We start from the raw sequence: 16,107 nt of genomic DNA, 5'->3' as shown, positions 1-16,107 counted from the left end.
TCAGCCTCGTTCAGGGTAAAGCGGGAATTTCGCAGTTAACGTTCGTACGTCTTGAAGTGCCTCTGCGAGTACCGCCTCGTCTTCATGATGTTTGAGCACACGACCGATGAGACGTGCCACTTCTTTCATATCCGTTTCTTTGAACCCTCGCGTCGTCATCGCAGCCGTCCCAAGACGAATCCCGCTTGTGACGAACGGTGAAGCCGGGTCGAACGGAATCGTATTTTTATTGACCGTGATTCCTGCTTCATCAAGTGCATGCTCGGCCGTTTTTCCTGTGATGTCGATGCCTTGAAGATCGACGAGCAAAAGGTGGTTGTCCGTTCCGCCCGAGACGATTCGGAGCCCCTCTTCTTCAAGACCTGCCGCAAGTGCTTGCGCATTGGCGATGACTTGACGCTGATAGTCCTTGAATTCAGGTTGGAGCGCCTCGCCAAATGCGACCGCCTTCGCTGCGATGACGTGCATGAGCGGTCCACCTTGAATACCTGGGAAGATTGACTTGTCGATTGCTTTGGCGAACTCTTCTTTACAAAGAATCATCCCACCACGTGGTCCACGAAGCGTCTTGTGCGTCGTTGTCGTGACGAAATGCGCATGCTCGACAGGATTCGGATGCAGACCTGCTGCCACGAGTCCGGCAATGTGCGCCATATCGACCATGAGGTACGCATCGACACTATCCGCGATTTCACGGAACTTCGCAAAATCGATTGTACGCGGATATGCTGAAGCCCCTGCGACAATCATTTTCGGTTTATGCTCTTTTGCGAGCGCTGCGATGACGTCATAATCGATGCGTTCTGTCTCTTTGTCCACACCGTATTCGACGAAATTATATTGCACACCCGAGAAGTTGACCGGACTACCGTGTGTCAAGTGACCACCATGAGATAGGTTCATCCCGAGTACCGTATCTCCTGCCTCGAGCACCGTGAAGTACACCGCCATGTTCGCCTGGGCACCTGAGTGCGGTTGTACGTTCGCATGTTCTGCACCGAACAACGCTTTCGCACGATCGCGCGCCAAGTTTTCAGCGACGTCGACAAATTCACAGCCACCGTAGTAACGGCGTCCCGGATATCCTTCAGCGTACTTGTTCGTCAACACGCCACCTTGCGTTTCCATGACCGCCTCTGAAACAAAGTTCTCTGACGCGATAAGCTCGATATTGTCGCGCTGACGACCGAGCTCGTGCTGCATCGCCTCAAACAATTCCGCATCCTGCACTTTCAACTTCGTCGTGTTTACCATGTGGAAGACCCCCTCTAAATGTCTAAAAATCAACACCCCCATCGTACCACACGCTCGTTTTTTTGGGTATCGCTATAATCTGGTGAAAAGTCGGGTATGATTAAGAAGAATTCGACTGTGAGGAGGATACTTATGATTGAGACAAAAGATATTACGATTACACCGTTCGAACGCAATAGGACGATCCGAATTTACACACCTGCAGACTATGAGACGTCAGGGAAGCGCTATCCAGTCCTCTACATGCATGATGGTCAAAATTGCTTCGACGACGAGGACGCGAGCTACAAGATGAGTTGGCGCGTCGGTGAATACTTAGATGCCTCGAAGCGTGATTTGATTGTCGTGGCGATTGACTGTGCTCCTGAATACAAGCGTTTGGATGAATATGGACCGTGGGAGAACCCGTATATCGGAGAGAGCTGGCTCGGACGCGATCTGTCTCTCGGTGGTGAAGGTTCGGCTTATATTGAATACATCGCTCAAGAATTAAAGCCACAAATCGATGCCGATTATCGGACTATTCCGGATGAAACGGCAATGATGGGCAGTTCGATGGGGGGACTTATCTCAACTTATGCGGCCTGCGTTTACCCAACCGTATTCAAACGAGTGGCCGCGCTCTCTTCTGCATTTTGGTTCAACCAAACAGAACTCGAGCGATTCATTCAAGCGAACGACTTAAACGGGATCGAACGATTATACTTGGATGTCGGCACGAAGGAAGTGGAAGAACCGACGAAAACCGGTCCGACGAGCGAGCTGTATATCGAGTCAAGCGAACGCGTGTATGAACTGTTGAAAGAGAAGGTCGAACAGACCCGTTTCGAAATCATCGAGGATGGGCTTCATAACGAACTCGCCTGGCGTGAACGCTTCCCGATGGTTGTATCGTATTTGTTTAGTTAAGATATGCAATCTGAATGAAAAAAGCATCGCATTCGGTTGAAAAACCTAAATGCGATGCTTTTTATTTAGTCGGATAATGAGCCCGTGGTCCACCAATCAACTTCGGTCTCGTCACCGCGAACGTGACGTACGCCTCCCCGAGATGTCTTGACGACAATCGGACCGGAATCGCGACCGGTTTTAGATGCATCCCAATCAATGTCGATCCGATATCAATTCCGGCATCCGCTTGAATCGATTCGACGACACACGGGTTCTCGAAGTTCGCATATGCCTTCTCTGACATCGCCCCGCCGGCCGCGCGGACAGGGACGACTGTCACTTCCATAAGACCGAACTGTTTAAGTGTCCGACGTTCTACGGTGAGGGCACGATTGATATGCTCACACCCTTGAAACGCCAGATGGACACCTGTCTTCTCTCTAAACTCAAGGAAAGCCTCCATCAACTCACTCGCGACATCGATGGACCCGGCCTTCCCGATCGTTTTTCCGAGTACTTCACTCGTGGAGCAACCGATGACGAGAATATGCTCATCATGTAACGGAAACCGTTCGTGAAGCTCCGTTAATAATCCGAGAAGTTCCGTCTTCATCGGCCTCACTTCGATTCGTATGCGCTCATCTTGTCGACACGGTTTGAATGGCGACCGCCTTCAAAGTTCGTATCGAGCCACGTCGCCACCAAATCGACCGCAAGACCCGGTCCAATCACGCGCTCACCCATCGTCATGATGTTCGAGTCGTTATGTTGACGTGTCGCTTTTGCGCTGAATGAGTCATGAACGAGAGCCGCTCGGATCCCTTTGACCTTATTCGCTGCAATCCCGATCCCGATTCCTGTACCGCAAATCAAAATGCCACGGTCGAACTCACCAGCCGCAACCGCTTCTGCGACCGGGATGGCTACATCCGGATAGTCAATCGAGTCCGCCGAGTGCGTCCCGAAATCTTTATACTCATGTCCAAGTTCTTCAAGCAAGGCTACGATATCTTTTTTCAAGTTGAAGCCGCCGTGATCGGCGCCAATTGCAATTTTCATTCGTTCATTCCCCCGTCTTCTTTGGTAGGCGTCTCGGTGGTTTCGTCACCTTTGACCCGTCATTCGTTAATTTTAACACAAGTCGATTCACGAGTGGCTCGAGTTCGTTTCGGACTTGGCGATACACATTCATCGATCCTCCGAACGGATCGTTGATGTCTCGCTCAAGCCCTGTCACGAATTCGTAGAGCGTGTAGGTCCGCTCTGCCAAATCAGGATGTGTCTCCCGAATTTTTTCCCGGTGCGCACGTGTCATCGTCAAGATGATGTCCGCCCAATTCCCTAACACGCCATCAAACGTTTGGGTAACGTGTTCGAGTTCGATTCCACGTTCCCTAAGAACTTGCAGTGCATTTTCAGAAGCATCGAACCCTTGCATCGTCCGAAGACCGGCCGAACGAATATCAAATTCATCCCCTGTCATTTTCGAACGGAGCAAGGCCATCGCCATCGGGCTTCGGCACGTGTTGCCACTACATATGAATAATACGCGTTTCATTGACATCGCGTGTCCTCCTCTATGTCTTTAGGCATCTTTCGTCGGGTGCACAACCTTCCCTCCCGCTGCTTTGTACAGGCGGTTATAAACGGCTAATGCGACCCCGACCGGTTCAATCTTATTCACATAAATCTCATCAACGTCCGTTTCATCAAATCGACGAAGGGCATCATATAACCGTTGCGCCGCCATCTCCATCGATGTACCGAGTGAATAGGTGACATCAGCCACTGTCGGACTCTCATCGAATACAAGTGCACCGATGCGTCGTCCGGCCCGCTTCCGCTCCTCGATGACACGTTGCAAATCATCTCGCGTGCCATCGACTAAAAAGACAGGTGCCGTCGGGGCATAATGTGTATACTTCATCCCTGGCGACCTTGGCGCAGCTTCTTCGTCACTCAAGTTAGCATCTAAGGCGACCGGTCCAATGACTGCCTCAATCTCTTCTCGCGTCACGCCACCCGGTCGTAAGATGGTGATCACGTCGCCCGTACAATCGATTACGGTTGACTCGACACCGATTCCGGTAGGGCCTCCATCCACGATCCCTGCGATTCGCCCGTTCAAGTCATCCGCTACATGTTGAGCGGTCGTCGGCGAGGGTCGCCCGGAACGATTCGCACTCGGTGCCGCAAGTCCCAATCCCGACACACGAATCAACTCGAGTGCCGTCGGATGGTCCGGCATCCGAAGTCCGATAGAATCAAGTCCAGCGGTTACGAGCGAGGAAGCTCGTCCGTTCGAAGGCAAGATGATTGTCAAAGCACCTGGCCAAAACGCATCCATCAAGCGTTTGGCAACGGGAGGGGTCGAATCGACAAACAACTTTGTTTGCTCGATTGAAGCGATATGGACGATGAGCGGGTTATCCGACGGACGTCCTTTCGCCTCAAAAATCTTTTGGATTGCCACATCGTTCATGGCATCTCCAGCGAGACCGTAAACGGTTTCTGTCGGAATGGCGATGATGTCACCCGCTTGAAGAAGACGTACCCCCTCTTCAATCTCATTCGATTTAATCCATTTCGTTTCCATACGCAATCCCTTCCCTCACGGCATAGACGATACGGTCCTTGCCGTTTATATCTTTTAAAATACCCGTTTCTGCTTCAGGATAACGTTCTGACAGTAATGATTTCACATCTTGTCCTTGGTTATACCCGATTTCGAACGCAATCAATTGCCAATCGGCACGTAAGACGCGCACCGACTCCGAAATCAATTGCCGATACATGTCGAGCCCGTCCACACCTCCAAAGAGGGCGAGGTGTGGCTCGTAGCCAACGACCGTCTCATCCAATAATTCATCCGCCTCGATATAGGGCGGATTCGAGACGAGGATACGAATCGTCTGATCCTCAATAGGCGCGAGGCCATCCCCTTCATAAAAACGAACTTTTGCACCGAGGGATGCCGCATTCCGCTTGGCGACCTCAATCGCTTCGCGCGAAATGTCAACCGTCTGCACGCGTACATCGAGCTCGAGGCTCAACGTGATTGCGATGGCCCCGGTTCCTGTCCCGACATCGACAATCTCATCATCCTCGACATGACGAATTTGCCCGAGCAGCCAATCAATCAATTCTTCCGTTTCCGGTCTCGGGATTAACACATCCCGATTCACCTCAAACGAACGCCCGTAAAACGGAGCATGCCCGATCACGTGCTGTACCGGTTCTCCGGTCAACAATCTCTCAACACCTACCTCGAAACGTGCCATCTCGTCTGCTGACAACTCATCTGACAATCGAATGATTAGACCGGTTCGATCGACTTGCAGGACATGCATGAGCCACCATTCGGCAGCCGCACGGTCGCGCCCGCATTCGTTTAACTGTTCTTCCGTCTGCTTCAGTAGCGCAGCGACACGCATCATTCCGCATCCTCCATCAAACGTGCCTGCTCATCCATGATGAGCGCATCGATGATGTCTTCGAGTTCACCGGTCAACACCCGGTCTAACTTTTGAAGCGTCAAACCGATGCGATGATCCGTGACGCGACTTTGAGGAAAGTTATACGTCCGAATGCGCTCTGAACGATCACCTGTCCCGACGGCGGATTTCCGCTGCGCAGAGAGCTCTTCCATATGTTCGCTCTGCATTTTGTCATAGAGACGCGCCCGAAGCACCTTCATCGCCTTATCTTTGTTTTTGTGTTGTGATTTCTCGTCTTGACACGATACGACGAGGCCGGACGGGATGTGTGTCAAACGGACAGCTGACTGTGTCGTGTTGACGGACTGCCCTCCTGGACCTGAAGAAGTGAACGTATCGACTCGCACATCTTTCATATCGATGTGAACTTCGACATCCTCCGCCTCGGGAAGAACTGCGACCGTTGCCGTAGACGTATGGATCCGACCGCCCGATTCGGTTGAAGGGACGCGCTGAACACGATGGGCCCCGTTCTCAAACTTGAGTTTTGAGTAGGCACCGGTGCCGTTGATCATGAACGTCACTTCCTTGAACCCACCGAGCTCCGTATAGTTCGCATCAATCAGTTCCACTTTCCAGTTTTGACGCTCCGCGAATCGCGTGTACATTTTGTAAAGGTCACCAGCAAACAGTGCCGCCTCGTCGCCACCAGCCGCCCCTCGAACTTCAACGATGACGTTCTTGTCATCGTTCGGGTCTTTCGGGAGCAAGAGAATCCGCAATTTCGCTTCCAACTCTTTCACTTCCGGCTCTAATAGCTGCATCTCTTCTTTCGCAAGTTCCCGCATGTCCGCATCGAGCGTCCGATCCTCAAGCATCGCCTTCGCCTCTTTGAAAGCCTCGCTCTTTTCTTTGTACTGGCGATACATCTGTACCGTTTCTTCCAATTGCGCTTGTTCTTTCGAATATTGTCTCAGCTTCGTCGAATCACTGAGCACTTCAGGGTCGGCGAGCATTTCATTCAATTGCATGTAACGATCTTCTAATACGCTTAAACGGTCAAACATGATGATCCGTCCTTTCTCCGTCAAATCAAACTCTATCTATTATAGCAAAAAAACGGACCGCCGAGGGCGGTCCGTCGATTCATCTGTCTGCCACGGTGTGGCGGACCGGACGTGGTTTATTCGGTACATCATGGCAATGACGACACCGCGGCTCATATGACTCCGAGGCACCGACTAAGATGACCGGGTCTTCATAACGAGCCGGTTGTCCGTCAATGAGACGCTGTGTCCGTGAAGCGGGTGCGCCACAAGACAAACAAATCGCCTGCAACTTTGTCACAAACTCCGCTCGAGCCAGTAGTTCAGGCATCATCGTGAACGGTTCACCACGAAAGTCCATATCAAGACCAGCACAGATGACGCGCTTATCCTCAGTCGCAAGCTGCTCGATCACATCGACGATCCCTTCATCAAAGAATTGCACTTCATCAATCGCGATGACTTGTGTTTCTTCATGTACGGCATCGTACAAGTCTTGACTTGAGGCGATCGGAACCGCCACAACCGAATTGCCCGTGTGTGAGACAACGTTCTCTTCATGATACCGGTCGTCAATTGCTGGCTTGAACACTTGGACCGGAATCTTTCCGTAGTGAGCACGGCGGACACGACGAATCAATTCCTCCGACTTTCCCGAAAACATACTCCCACAAATCACTTCAATCCAACCATATCGGTTCGTCACATGCATCATTTCACTTCGCCCTCTCCATCCATAATCGCTTTCCGATTATACCTATCTTTCGAGTTGAGAAAAAGGGTTGACTTCTTTCAAACGCTGTCAAAGGAACATCCACCCTTTATCCATCGCCATTCGCTTCTTTTTCCTCGTCAATCAACTTTAACTTACGAGCGAGCGGACGGATTGTGAGACCATGCAAAGTAACCGAGATGAAGACGAGACCGAGCGTGAGCGGTAACATTTGGCTTGCATCTTCGATTCCGAGATGCGCCACCTCTTCTGCAAAAAATCCAGCGACAGTCATCGCGACAATTCCCCTCGGGGCAATCCAACCGATGAACCCCCGTTCCGTAAGCGGCAACCCTCCGCCAACTGTAGACATATAGATGGCGACCGGACGCACGATGAAGAGGATTCCGGCAATCGTCAATAGGAGCGGCCATTGGAAAATGTTTAATAGCTCCGCTCGAGAAAGCGATGCCGTCAATAAAATGAACACCGACGAGATGAGCAAAATAGAAATGTCCTCTTTAAATGATTGCAATTCTTCAATAATCTCTTCATCACGATGTTTCGTATTGGCCATCGTCATCCCCATTGCCGTCACAGCAAGAAGCCCGACTTCATGCATCATGAGCTCACTTAACGAAAACAAGATCAAAACGGATGTCAATGTGACTGAGGCACGGAGGTAACGTGGCACTTTTTCAGCGACAAACCACCCCATCAAGAAATGACCAAACAAGAAACCGAGCCCGATCCCGATGATACAGGCACCCGCAAACAAGAGCTGCATCCATAAATCCATTCCTTCGTACGCAATATATCCTAATCGGACGATGAACAGTCCAAGAAGGGCACCGATCGGGTCGACGATGATCCCTTCCCATTTCAATATTGCACCGACTCGATCTTTCAGGTGGGCTTGACGCAGTAACGGAATGACAACGGTCGGTCCCGTCACGACGAAGAGTGCCCCCATCGTCCAGGCGACGACCCAATGTAATCCACCGACGTGTTGAATGAGTAGCGACGCTCCGACAAACGATAGCGCAACACCAACCGTGACGATTCGAACAATTGACCGACGGAACTGATTGATCTCACTGAAATGAAGGCCAAGACTTCCTTCGAATAAGATGATCGCGACCGCAAACGAAATAATTGGACTATATAAATCCCCTAATAATTCACGCGGGTCGAACAGCCCGAGAATCGGACCTGCCAGCACACCGGCGAGCGTCATGATAATGATTGCTGGAATTTGATAACGCCATGCCAACCATTGCGACACGATGCCGACTCCGATTAACAAGCTGATACTAATGAGTATAAGTTCCATAAAGGCCCCCTAACGATTTTCTTTCGTCTCTTTACCCGCGTCCATGTATCAAAAAACCGCCAAGGGCAATCCCTAGGCGGTGAGCATACAACTTTACGATTAACGTTGGTATTTCTTGTTGAAGCGCTCGATACGACCATCTGCAGATGCGAATTTCTGGCGACCTGTGTAGAACGGGTGCGAATCAGAAGATACATCGACACGGATGAGTGGGTACTCGTTTCCGTCTTCCATCGTGATTGTCTCGTTAGAGTAACGAGTTGAACCAGTGATGAATTTGAATTCTGTCGTCGAGTCCATGAATACGACTTTACGGTATTCTGGGTGGATTCCTTGTTTCATTGCTTTTCAACTCCTTCGGCCCTAAGTATTCTTTCAACCTAGAGAAAGTTCACTAGGATATAATATCACCCTACTATAGGATTTACAAGTCTGTTTTCGTTTTTTTCACAGGGCGTCTTTTTTTCTTATCTGCTTCAAGCGCCGCAAAAAAGTCGAGATTCGTTTTTGTCTCCCGGACACGGCGTAAGAACTGCTCGACAAAGTCTGGGGATTCGTTCATCGTACGACGAATCGTCCAAAGCGAATCAAGTTCATCCTTTCCAAGTAACAGCTCTTCTTTCCGTGTGCCCGAACGACGAATGTCGATCGCCGGGAAGATACGACGTTCAGCGAGCTTCCGATCCAGGTGGAGTTCCATGTTCCCCGTTCCTTTGAACTCTTCATAGATGACGTCATCCATTCGTGATCCGGTATCGACGAGCGCCGTTGCAAGGATTGTCAAGCTGCCTCCGTCTTCGATATTCCTCGCTGCCCCGAAGAATTTTTTCGGTTTATGAAACGCCGCAGGATCGATCCCCCCCGATAACGTTCTTCCACTCGGTGGTACGGAGAGATTGTATGCCCGAGTGAGACGCGTGATCGAATCGAGTAGGATGATGACGTCTTTCTTGTGCTCGACGAGACGCATCGCACGTTCAAGCACAAGCTCTGAGATTCGGGCATGATTTTCCGGTGTTTCATCAAATGTTGAGAATGCCACGTCTGCATCTGGCACCGAACGTTGAATATCAGTCACTTCTTCCGGACGTTCGTCAATCAAAAGGATAATGAGTTCCGCGTTCGGATGGTTCGCTGTAATCGAATTTGCAATCTCCTTAAGGAGCGATGTTTTCCCCGCTTTCGGTGGTGCCACAATCAACCCACGTTGTCCGAATCCGACAGGTGCGATCATGTCCATGACACGAACGGACAAGTGTCTCGGTTCTGTTTCAAGTACCATCTGCTGTTCCGGATAAATCGGTGTCAGTGCCGGGAAGTAATCACGTGAACGTGTCGAGTCCGTCGATTCCCCGTTGACCGCTTCGACACTCAACAACCCTTGGAACCGCTCATTTTCTTTCGGTTTTCGGACTTTCCCCGTGACGAGATCCCCGTTTCGAAGATTGAAGCGTCGGATTTGAGAAGCGGCGATGTAGATGTCTTCGGAAGATTGAGAATAATTGATCGGTCGGAGGAATCCAAAACCTCCGTCATTTTGGGATTGAGGATTCGGCGGGATGATTTCTAAAATACCTTCGAGGAAATATAAATCTTTTGACTCAGCTTGTGATTTCAAAATGCGAAACATGAGTTCACGCTTGCGCGCTTCCCTAAAATTCGGGACTTTGACTTCTTTTGCGATTTCATACAGTTCTTTTAACGTTTTTGTTTCAAGTTCACGCAATGTATAATTTTTTGTCGGCTCTGTCTGTTGACTCATTCAAGTCACCTATCTTTCTACATTTCATTCAACACAATTCGCATTCATGACAACCTTTGCACGTTCGTTCTGTCATCATCTAATCATATTTATTCGGTGCCGTCACTGTACATGTGTTGCTTTTCGAATAAGCATTTCCCTCTTATACAATTTTTTACACGAGTCTGTTTGTTTTTGTAACAAAACCAAGTACTATACCCACATATTGTTTCATTTCTGTTACAAGAAAGCGTTTTTTTGACTTGCGATTGAAAAATGCGATCGGTCTCGCACATGATATAGTTTATTTGCACAGGAAACCGGGTATACTCGCAACTTGTGCTCTACTTATAAATACTACTCGATTTTTTCATATAGTAACGTCTTGATTTTAAAAACGGAGGGATTTACACAATGTTAAAGCGTATCGCATCAATCGTTGTCGCTGTCACTGTCGCTTTCTCGGGTCTCATGTTCTCAACAGGTGAACAAGCAGAAGCCGCTAACGGAATATTTGCTTACTCGAAAGTCAACGGCTTGAACATCCGTACTGCCCCGTCACTATCATCATCAAAAGTTGTCGCGAAAATGGATAAAGGTCAACGCTATACATACCTTGGTAAATCCGGTTCGTTTTATAAAATCAATTACAAAGGCACACACCGTTACATTTCAGCATCTTCTAAGTATACGTACTTGAAGCCTAGAACTTCAACTACTTCATCGACAACAGTCTCAACGTCATCTTCTAGCAAACGTTCGAAACTCGTTGCTGAGTCGAAAAAATATCTAGGTACACCTTATCGTTATGGCGGAACGACGACTTCTGGATTTGACTGCTCTGGTTATACGGGTCATGTATATAAAAAAGCAATCGGAAAAACACTTCCACGTTCTTCACGTCAGCAATACTCAAGCGCGAAAAAAATCTCGAGGTCATCGATTCAAGCAGGAGATCTCGTCTTCTTCTCACACTCAGGTGGAACGATTCAACACGTCGGGATGGCACTTAGTAAAACACAAATGATCAACTCGGAAACAGGCGGCGTCAAATACGCGAGCTTCACTTCTGGATACTGGGCTTCACGTTACGTCGGTGCTGGATCATATCTCTAATATAATGTCACGACTCGGTTCATTGGAACCGAGTCGTTTTTGATGTGTTCACGTGTTCTAGTACGTGTCGCGAATCTTTCAGTACGGAGAATGTCCCGTCCGTTTCTAAGACGACTGCCTCGACTTGTTCAAGAGGAGTTCCACTCGCACGAATCGCTTGAATGACTTCCATCTCTAAAATTCGCTCTTTTTTTAAATCATGTCGTAAATAGTCCCCTCGATAAAACAGTAACGTCGGTTCCGATTTAATCATTCGGTTCACCGTTGTAAATCGCTTAGACAATTTTGCCAATATATATTGTAAGGCGACCAATGTTCCAAATGCCGTTAGCCCTGCGAGCAATGACGTTTGTTGACTTGTTAACGTCGTCGCTAAAATCGAACCTAGTGCAACCGTCACGATAAAGTCGAACGCATTCATTTTGGCTAACGTTCGTTTCCCAGAGATACGCAACATCAAAATGATTGATATATACGCTCCAATCCCAGTTAAGATGATGCGAATCATTGTTGAAAGTTCTTGCATCCAACTCCTCCCTTATTTTTGTGTCAGCGCCCCTCTCGCATTCGTCGCAGCAAAGACAATCATCACCACACTGATCGTACCCGCAACCGCGAGCCCTGCCGATAGAGCACCCCAGTCGATTTCAGGTTGGGTCAAGACAGCCCGCATCCCCTCAAAAATATACGTCGTCGGATTGTACGTCGCGGCTACTTTTAGCCATTCGGCTTCAATCAGCTCTTTCGGCACGAATGTGGTCGACAGGAAGATGAGTGGAAAGAATAACAGCGTCCCCGCCTGTGCCGCTTGCGCATTCCGTGTCTTCAACGCAACTCCGACTGAATACCCTGCAAACCCTAGTCCGAAACCGATTGCGAGTAAGAGCGTAAAGAAGAATCCAGCCACTCCGACAGGGATGGTGAGACCGAGAAGAAAGGCGACGGCAAAGATGAGTAACGTCTGGACGAGCAATTGCAACATCCCGGCTATCATCGGTCCGAGCACAATCGCCGTACGCGTCGACGGCGTCAATAATAACCGTGCAAAATACCCGCTCTCGATATCACGAACGAGCGCCTGTCCCGTTCCACCCGCCCCACCGACTGCTCCCGACACGATCGATACAGGTAAGATGAAATTCAAATAATCGCTCCCTTCAAATTGTGGAAGAGAGGCTACACTCGATAACCCGCTCGTATATACGAGTAGAAAGAATACAGAGATGATCAAGTTCGGGATAAATGAGAACGGATTTCGAATCGTCGTCAGTAAACTCCGTTTTGTGAACAGCCATGTTTCAGTCCACATGAATCTCACCCCCTTCATACGACTCACCCGTCACTTTTAAAAACACGTCATCAAGCGATGGTTGTTTCACGGTCAAGCGCTCTGGTTGTAGCTTTTGTTCATCTAATGCCCGTACAATTTCAGTCAAGGTCACGTTGCGCAACTCGAACGCCACGTGAGTGCCATTCGCAGTCGTTCCAAAATGCGAGGCTACAGTTGCTGCCTCTGACTCATTTGAAAAATCCATCGCGACCGTCTCACCCCCGACGAGTTGCTTCAATTCCTCTGGCGTGCCTTCACTCACAATCTTGCCATGATGGATGATAGCGATTCGGTCAGCCAATTCGTCCGCCTCTTCTAAATACTGAGTCGTTAAAAAAATCGTCGTGCCGAACTCTCGGTTCAATCGACGTACTTCATTCCAAATCTCAACTCGACTTGCCGGGTCTAAGCCGGTCGTCGGTTCGTCTAAAAATAGAACGGTCGGGCGATGGACGAGCGTGAGCGCCAAATCGAGACGTCGGCGCATCCCTCCAGAGTACGTGCCACTTCGACGGTCGGCTGCATCGGTCAGTGACACAACTTTGAGCAGTTCGTTCGCCCGATGTTCAGCCTCCTCCCTTGACATCTTGAACAGGCGACCTTGTAAGACGAGTAACTCACGCCCCGTCAATACTTTGTCGATGCCCGTTTCCTGTAAGGCGACACCAATCGACAAGCGGACCTCTTTTTCTCGTTTGACGACATCATAGCCGTTGACCCGTGCCATTCCGGACGTTGGTCGAACGAGCGTGGTCAACATTTGGACCGTCGTCGATTTCCCTGCACCGTTCGGTCCTAAAAACGCAAAGATTTCTCCTTCTTTTACAGAGAATGAAACGCCTCCGACCGCCGAAACATCCTTAAATGTTTTTACAAGCCCCTCTACTTCAATCATCGAACCCCTCCTTGACTATCCATTCCCGTTTTTTAGAGAATTCATCAAAAAACCGTGAACGTCTGCACGTCCACGGTTTCGAGTCATTCCGGTTTCATGACCATTTTTGGTTTTTTCTTCAGGGAGTGATTCCCTTCGACGAAGCGAACTGTACCAGACTTGGCTCGCATGACGACGGAATGCGTCTGTCCACCTTGCGATGTGAATTGAACGCCACGCAATAATTCACCATCTGTGACACCCGTCGCCGCAAAGATACAATCCTCACCTTTCACCAAATCATTCAGTAAAAGAATGCGATCGGTGTCCTCGATTCCCATGTCATGGCAACGTTGTTTCTGCGCCTCATCTTCCGGGAGCAACCGTCCTTGGAAATCTCCACCTAAACACTTCATCGCGACCGCTGCGATGACGCCTTCTGGGGCTCCACCAGAACCAAGTAATAAATCGACGCCTGTTTTCGGGAAGGCCGTATTGATGGCCGCCGCGACATCCCCATCTGGAATCAACTTGATTCGTGCACCGGTTGCCCGGACGCGTTGAATCATCTCTTCATGTCGGTCCCGATGTAAAATCGTCACGACGACATCTTCCACGTTTTTCTTCTTCGCCTTCGCCACGATTTCAATGTTCTCTTCAATCGAGTTGTCGAGACTGACGAGACCCGCCGCTTCGGGTCCGACCGCGATTTTTTCCATATACATATCCGGTGCGTGAAGGAGATCTCCCGCGTCCGCGACCGCAAGGACCGCGAGGGCTCCCCATGTCCCTGTCGCTACGATGTTTGTTCCTTCTAACGGATCGACTGCGACATCGAGACGTGAGCCATAGCCATTACCGACCTTTTCTCCGATATAAAGCATCGGGGCCTCGTCCATTTCTCCTTCTCCGATGACGACAATCCCTTTCATCGGAATCGTATCAAACACATCGCGCATCGCCGTCGTCGCTGCATCATCTGCCTCGACCTTTAAACCCCGTCCCATCCATCGGGCTGAAGCAAGTGCTGCTGCTTCTGTGACCCGGACCAGTTCCATCGATAAACTTCGTTCCACCCGAAATCTCCCCTTTATCCCTCGGTGTGTTCCTCTACCCAAACGAGCGCACCGAGTTGTTTTAGTTTGCCGACGAAGTCGACATATGAATCGTGTAGTCGTTCTGCGTGAAGCAACGTCGACTCTCCTGATGCTTGAGTCGCAGATAGGACAAGTGCCGCCGCACTCCGCGCGTCTGTACATTCCATTTCTGCGTTTGCCAAATCGTTTCCCCCACGAATCACGGCCGAAGCGTCTTCGAGTGTGATTTGTGCATTCATTCGACGCATCTCGGCAATGTGCCTGAATCGTTGGGGATACAGTTTATCCGTGACGATGCTCGTTCCATCGGCTTTCAACAAGGCTGCTGACATGATCGGTTGCAAGTCACTCGGATAGCCTGAATAATGGAACACCCGAATGTCCGTCGGCATGAATTCATTCGCTATGACAGTGACGGATTCCTCGCCGACTTCCACGTCCGCTCCGAAATCCAACAGTTTTTGAATAACCCCTTCAAGGTGAGTCGGAATGACTGGTTGCACAGTCACGTTACCGGATACCGCACCGAACATCATGAACGTCCCTGCCTCGAGACGATCCGGAATCAATGTATGGGTACATCCGTGTAGTCGCTCCACCCCTTTGATGCGGATCTCGTCCGTACCGGCCCCGCTCACATGAGCCCCCATCGATGTGAGCATCGTGGCCACATCGACGACTTCAGGGTCACAGGCCGCATTTTCGATGACCGTCGTCCCTTTCGCCAAGACCGCGGCGAGCATCGCACTTACGGTTGCCCCAAACGACCGCAAATCCAAATAAATTCGATTCCCGACAAGTTCATCGACGCGGACGTGATACAAACCAGATTCATTTTCGACACGAATGCCGAGACGTTCCAACGCTTTCAAATGTAAATCAATCGGTCGTGGACCAATCGCATATCCTCCAGGAAGCCCGACCGCTCCTTTTCCGAAGCGGGCGGCGAAGACCCCGAGTAAATAGACAGCGGCACGAACTTTGCGCGTTTCGGAGCCGAGAAGAGGCATCGCAACCGCTTCATTCGAATGAATGGACATCCGTTCGCCATCACGTTCCACTCGAACTCCTAACTCTCGTAACAAGTTGACCATCACTTCTACATCCTCGATCATCGGGACGTTTTCAATCGTCACCGACTCTTCCGTGAGAAGTGCCGCCACAAGGCAAGGGAGGGCACTTTGCTTTGCCCCGCTAATCTCGACGGTTCCTTCTAATTTTTGCTGCCCAACGATATGGAGAATTTCCACGCTGATCAAAACCTTTCTACGACGGA

General features: G+C 49.9%; 18 protein-coding genes. 2 read left to right on the top strand and 16 right to left on the bottom strand.

Features of this window, described 5'->3' with window-relative positions:
* Complete coding sequence (gene glyA, locus KNP00_RS06050; protein WP_215143226.1) at positions 1-1,254, bottom strand: serine hydroxymethyltransferase; 1,254 nt, start codon at positions 1,252-1,254, stop codon at positions 1-3.
* A 132-nt stretch (positions 1,255-1,386) separates the two neighbouring features.
* Here glyA and KNP00_RS06045 point away from each other — a divergent pair, with 132 nt between their 5' ends.
* A complete protein-coding gene (locus tag KNP00_RS06045) occupies positions 1,387-2,163 on the top strand; it encodes an alpha/beta hydrolase (protein ID WP_215143224.1) in 777 nt (258 codons plus the stop codon).
* Between the two features lie 61 nt (positions 2,164-2,224).
* Here KNP00_RS06045 and KNP00_RS06040 read toward each other — a convergent pair whose 3' ends face one another.
* From KNP00_RS06040 to rho, 10 genes are all read right to left on the bottom strand, one after another.
* Positions 2,225-2,767: a TIGR01440 family protein gene (locus tag KNP00_RS06040; RefSeq protein WP_420828312.1), complete on the bottom strand. Its 543-nt coding sequence runs from the start codon at positions 2,765-2,767 to the stop codon at positions 2,225-2,227.
* A complete protein-coding gene (gene rpiB / locus KNP00_RS06035; protein ID WP_215143220.1) occupies positions 2,764-3,204 on the bottom strand; it encodes a ribose 5-phosphate isomerase B in 441 nt (146 codons plus the stop codon). Before rpiB ends, KNP00_RS06040 begins: the two co-directional genes overlap by 4 nt.
* A gap of 4 nt (positions 3,205-3,208) precedes the next feature.
* On the bottom strand, positions 3,209-3,709 hold the full coding sequence (locus tag KNP00_RS06030) for a low molecular weight protein arginine phosphatase (protein WP_215143218.1): 501 nt from the start codon (positions 3,707-3,709) through the stop codon (positions 3,209-3,211).
* 21 nt (positions 3,710-3,730) lie between these two features.
* Positions 3,731-4,741 carry an L-threonylcarbamoyladenylate synthase gene (locus KNP00_RS06025; RefSeq protein WP_215143216.1) on the bottom strand — a complete coding sequence of 337 codons (1,011 nt, stop codon included), beginning with the start codon at positions 4,739-4,741 and terminating at the stop codon, positions 3,731-3,733.
* The gene (prmC, locus tag KNP00_RS06020) at positions 4,722-5,582 is read right to left on the bottom strand and encodes a peptide chain release factor N(5)-glutamine methyltransferase (RefSeq protein ID WP_276312646.1); all 861 of its coding nucleotides are present in this window, start codon (positions 5,580-5,582) and stop codon (positions 4,722-4,724) included. Before prmC ends, KNP00_RS06025 begins: the two co-directional genes overlap by 20 nt.
* Positions 5,579-6,649: a peptide chain release factor 1 gene (gene prfA / locus KNP00_RS06015; protein WP_215143214.1), complete on the bottom strand. Its 1,071-nt coding sequence runs from the start codon at positions 6,647-6,649 to the stop codon at positions 5,579-5,581. The genes prmC and prfA overlap by 4 nt, the downstream gene beginning before the upstream one ends.
* A 79-nt stretch (positions 6,650-6,728) precedes the next feature.
* Positions 6,729-7,343, bottom strand: a complete 615-nt coding sequence (locus KNP00_RS06010; RefSeq protein WP_215143212.1) for a thymidine kinase — start codon at positions 7,341-7,343, stop codon at positions 6,729-6,731.
* Positions 7,344-7,449: 106 nt separating this feature from the next.
* Positions 7,450-8,673, bottom strand: a complete 1,224-nt coding sequence (locus tag KNP00_RS06005) for a cation:proton antiporter (RefSeq protein ID WP_215143210.1) — start codon at positions 8,671-8,673, stop codon at positions 7,450-7,452.
* 99 nt (positions 8,674-8,772) lie between these two features.
* Positions 8,773-9,015, bottom strand: a complete 243-nt coding sequence (locus KNP00_RS06000) for a type B 50S ribosomal protein L31 (RefSeq protein WP_012727387.1) — start codon at positions 9,013-9,015, stop codon at positions 8,773-8,775.
* An 82-nt stretch (positions 9,016-9,097) separates the two neighbouring features.
* Entirely contained in the window at positions 9,098-10,435 is a 1,338-nt protein-coding gene (gene rho, locus KNP00_RS05995; RefSeq protein ID WP_215143208.1) for a transcription termination factor Rho, read from the bottom strand.
* A gap of 393 nt (positions 10,436-10,828) precedes the next feature.
* On the opposite strand from rho, the gene KNP00_RS05990 reads away from it, so the two are divergent.
* Positions 10,829-11,530: a C40 family peptidase gene (locus tag KNP00_RS05990; RefSeq protein ID WP_215143206.1), complete on the top strand. Its 702-nt coding sequence runs from the start codon at positions 10,829-10,831 to the stop codon at positions 11,528-11,530.
* Positions 11,531-11,549: 19 nt separating this feature from the next.
* On the opposite strand, the gene KNP00_RS05985 is transcribed toward KNP00_RS05990, so the two are convergent.
* From KNP00_RS05985 to murA, 5 genes are all read right to left on the bottom strand, one after another.
* Entirely contained in the window at positions 11,550-12,056 is a 507-nt protein-coding gene (locus KNP00_RS05985) for a DUF421 domain-containing protein (RefSeq protein WP_215143204.1), read from the bottom strand.
* Positions 12,057-12,068: 12 nt separating this feature from the next.
* A complete protein-coding gene (locus KNP00_RS05980; RefSeq protein ID WP_215143202.1) occupies positions 12,069-12,839 on the bottom strand; it encodes an ABC transporter permease in 771 nt (256 codons plus the stop codon).
* Complete coding sequence (locus KNP00_RS05975; protein ID WP_215143199.1) at positions 12,829-13,755, bottom strand: ATP-binding cassette domain-containing protein; 927 nt, start codon at positions 13,753-13,755, stop codon at positions 12,829-12,831. Before KNP00_RS05975 ends, KNP00_RS05980 begins: the two co-directional genes overlap by 11 nt.
* A gap of 83 nt (positions 13,756-13,838) precedes the next feature.
* Positions 13,839-14,810, bottom strand: a complete 972-nt coding sequence (gene glpX / locus KNP00_RS05970; protein ID WP_215143197.1) for a class II fructose-bisphosphatase — start codon at positions 14,808-14,810, stop codon at positions 13,839-13,841.
* Between the two features lie 14 nt (positions 14,811-14,824).
* Positions 14,825-16,081, bottom strand: coding sequence for a UDP-N-acetylglucosamine 1-carboxyvinyltransferase (gene murA, locus KNP00_RS05965; protein ID WP_215143195.1), 1,257 nt, complete (start codon positions 16,079-16,081; stop codon positions 14,825-14,827).
* Positions 16,082-16,107 lie beyond the last annotated feature (26 nt).

Source organism: Exiguobacterium qingdaonense, from assembly GCF_018617855.1.
GTDB classification, from domain to species: domain Bacteria; phylum Bacillota; class Bacilli; order Exiguobacteriales; family Exiguobacteriaceae; genus Exiguobacterium; species Exiguobacterium qingdaonense.
The sequence above is the reverse complement of the archived record's forward strand: the minus strand, read 5'-3'. Positions and strand labels throughout refer to the sequence as shown.

Excerpts from the sequence above, each read along its gene's own strand:
- KNP00_RS06000 (WP_012727387.1), bottom strand. The coding sequence starts at position 9,015 with ATGAAACAAGGAATCCACCCAGAATACCGTAAAGTCGTATTCATGGAC.
- rpiB (WP_215143220.1), bottom strand. The coding sequence starts at position 3,204 with ATGAAAATTGCAATTGGCGCCGATCACGGCGGCTTCAACTTGAAAAAA.
- rho (WP_215143208.1), bottom strand. The coding sequence starts at position 10,435 with ATGAGTCAACAGACAGAGCCGACAAAAAATTATACATTGCGTGAACTT.
- KNP00_RS06030 (WP_215143218.1), bottom strand. The coding sequence starts at position 3,709 with ATGTCAATGAAACGCGTATTATTCATATGTAGTGGCAACACGTGCCGA.
- KNP00_RS05975 (WP_215143199.1), bottom strand. The coding sequence starts at position 13,755 with ATGATTGAAGTAGAGGGGCTTGTAAAAACATTTAAGGATGTTTCGGCG.
- glyA (WP_215143226.1), bottom strand. The coding sequence starts at position 1,254 with ATGGTAAACACGACGAAGTTGAAAGTGCAGGATGCGGAATTGTTTGAG.
- KNP00_RS06005 (WP_215143210.1), bottom strand. The coding sequence starts at position 8,673 with ATGGAACTTATACTCATTAGTATCAGCTTGTTAATCGGAGTCGGCATC.
- KNP00_RS06025 (WP_215143216.1), bottom strand. The coding sequence starts at position 4,741 with ATGGAAACGAAATGGATTAAATCGAATGAGATTGAAGAGGGGGTACGT.
- KNP00_RS06045 (WP_215143224.1), top strand. The coding sequence starts at position 1,387 with ATGATTGAGACAAAAGATATTACGATTACACCGTTCGAACGCAATAGG.
- KNP00_RS05990 (WP_215143206.1), top strand. The coding sequence starts at position 10,829 with ATGTTAAAGCGTATCGCATCAATCGTTGTCGCTGTCACTGTCGCTTTC.
- prmC (WP_276312646.1), bottom strand. The coding sequence starts at position 5,582 with ATGATGCGTGTCGCTGCGCTACTGAAGCAGACGGAAGAACAGTTAAAC.
- KNP00_RS06010 (WP_215143212.1), bottom strand. The coding sequence starts at position 7,343 with ATGATGCATGTGACGAACCGATATGGTTGGATTGAAGTGATTTGTGGG.
- KNP00_RS05985 (WP_215143204.1), bottom strand. The coding sequence starts at position 12,056 with ATGCAAGAACTTTCAACAATGATTCGCATCATCTTAACTGGGATTGGA.
- KNP00_RS05980 (WP_215143202.1), bottom strand. The coding sequence starts at position 12,839 with ATGTGGACTGAAACATGGCTGTTCACAAAACGGAGTTTACTGACGACG.
- prfA (WP_215143214.1), bottom strand. The coding sequence starts at position 6,649 with ATGTTTGACCGTTTAAGCGTATTAGAAGATCGTTACATGCAATTGAAT.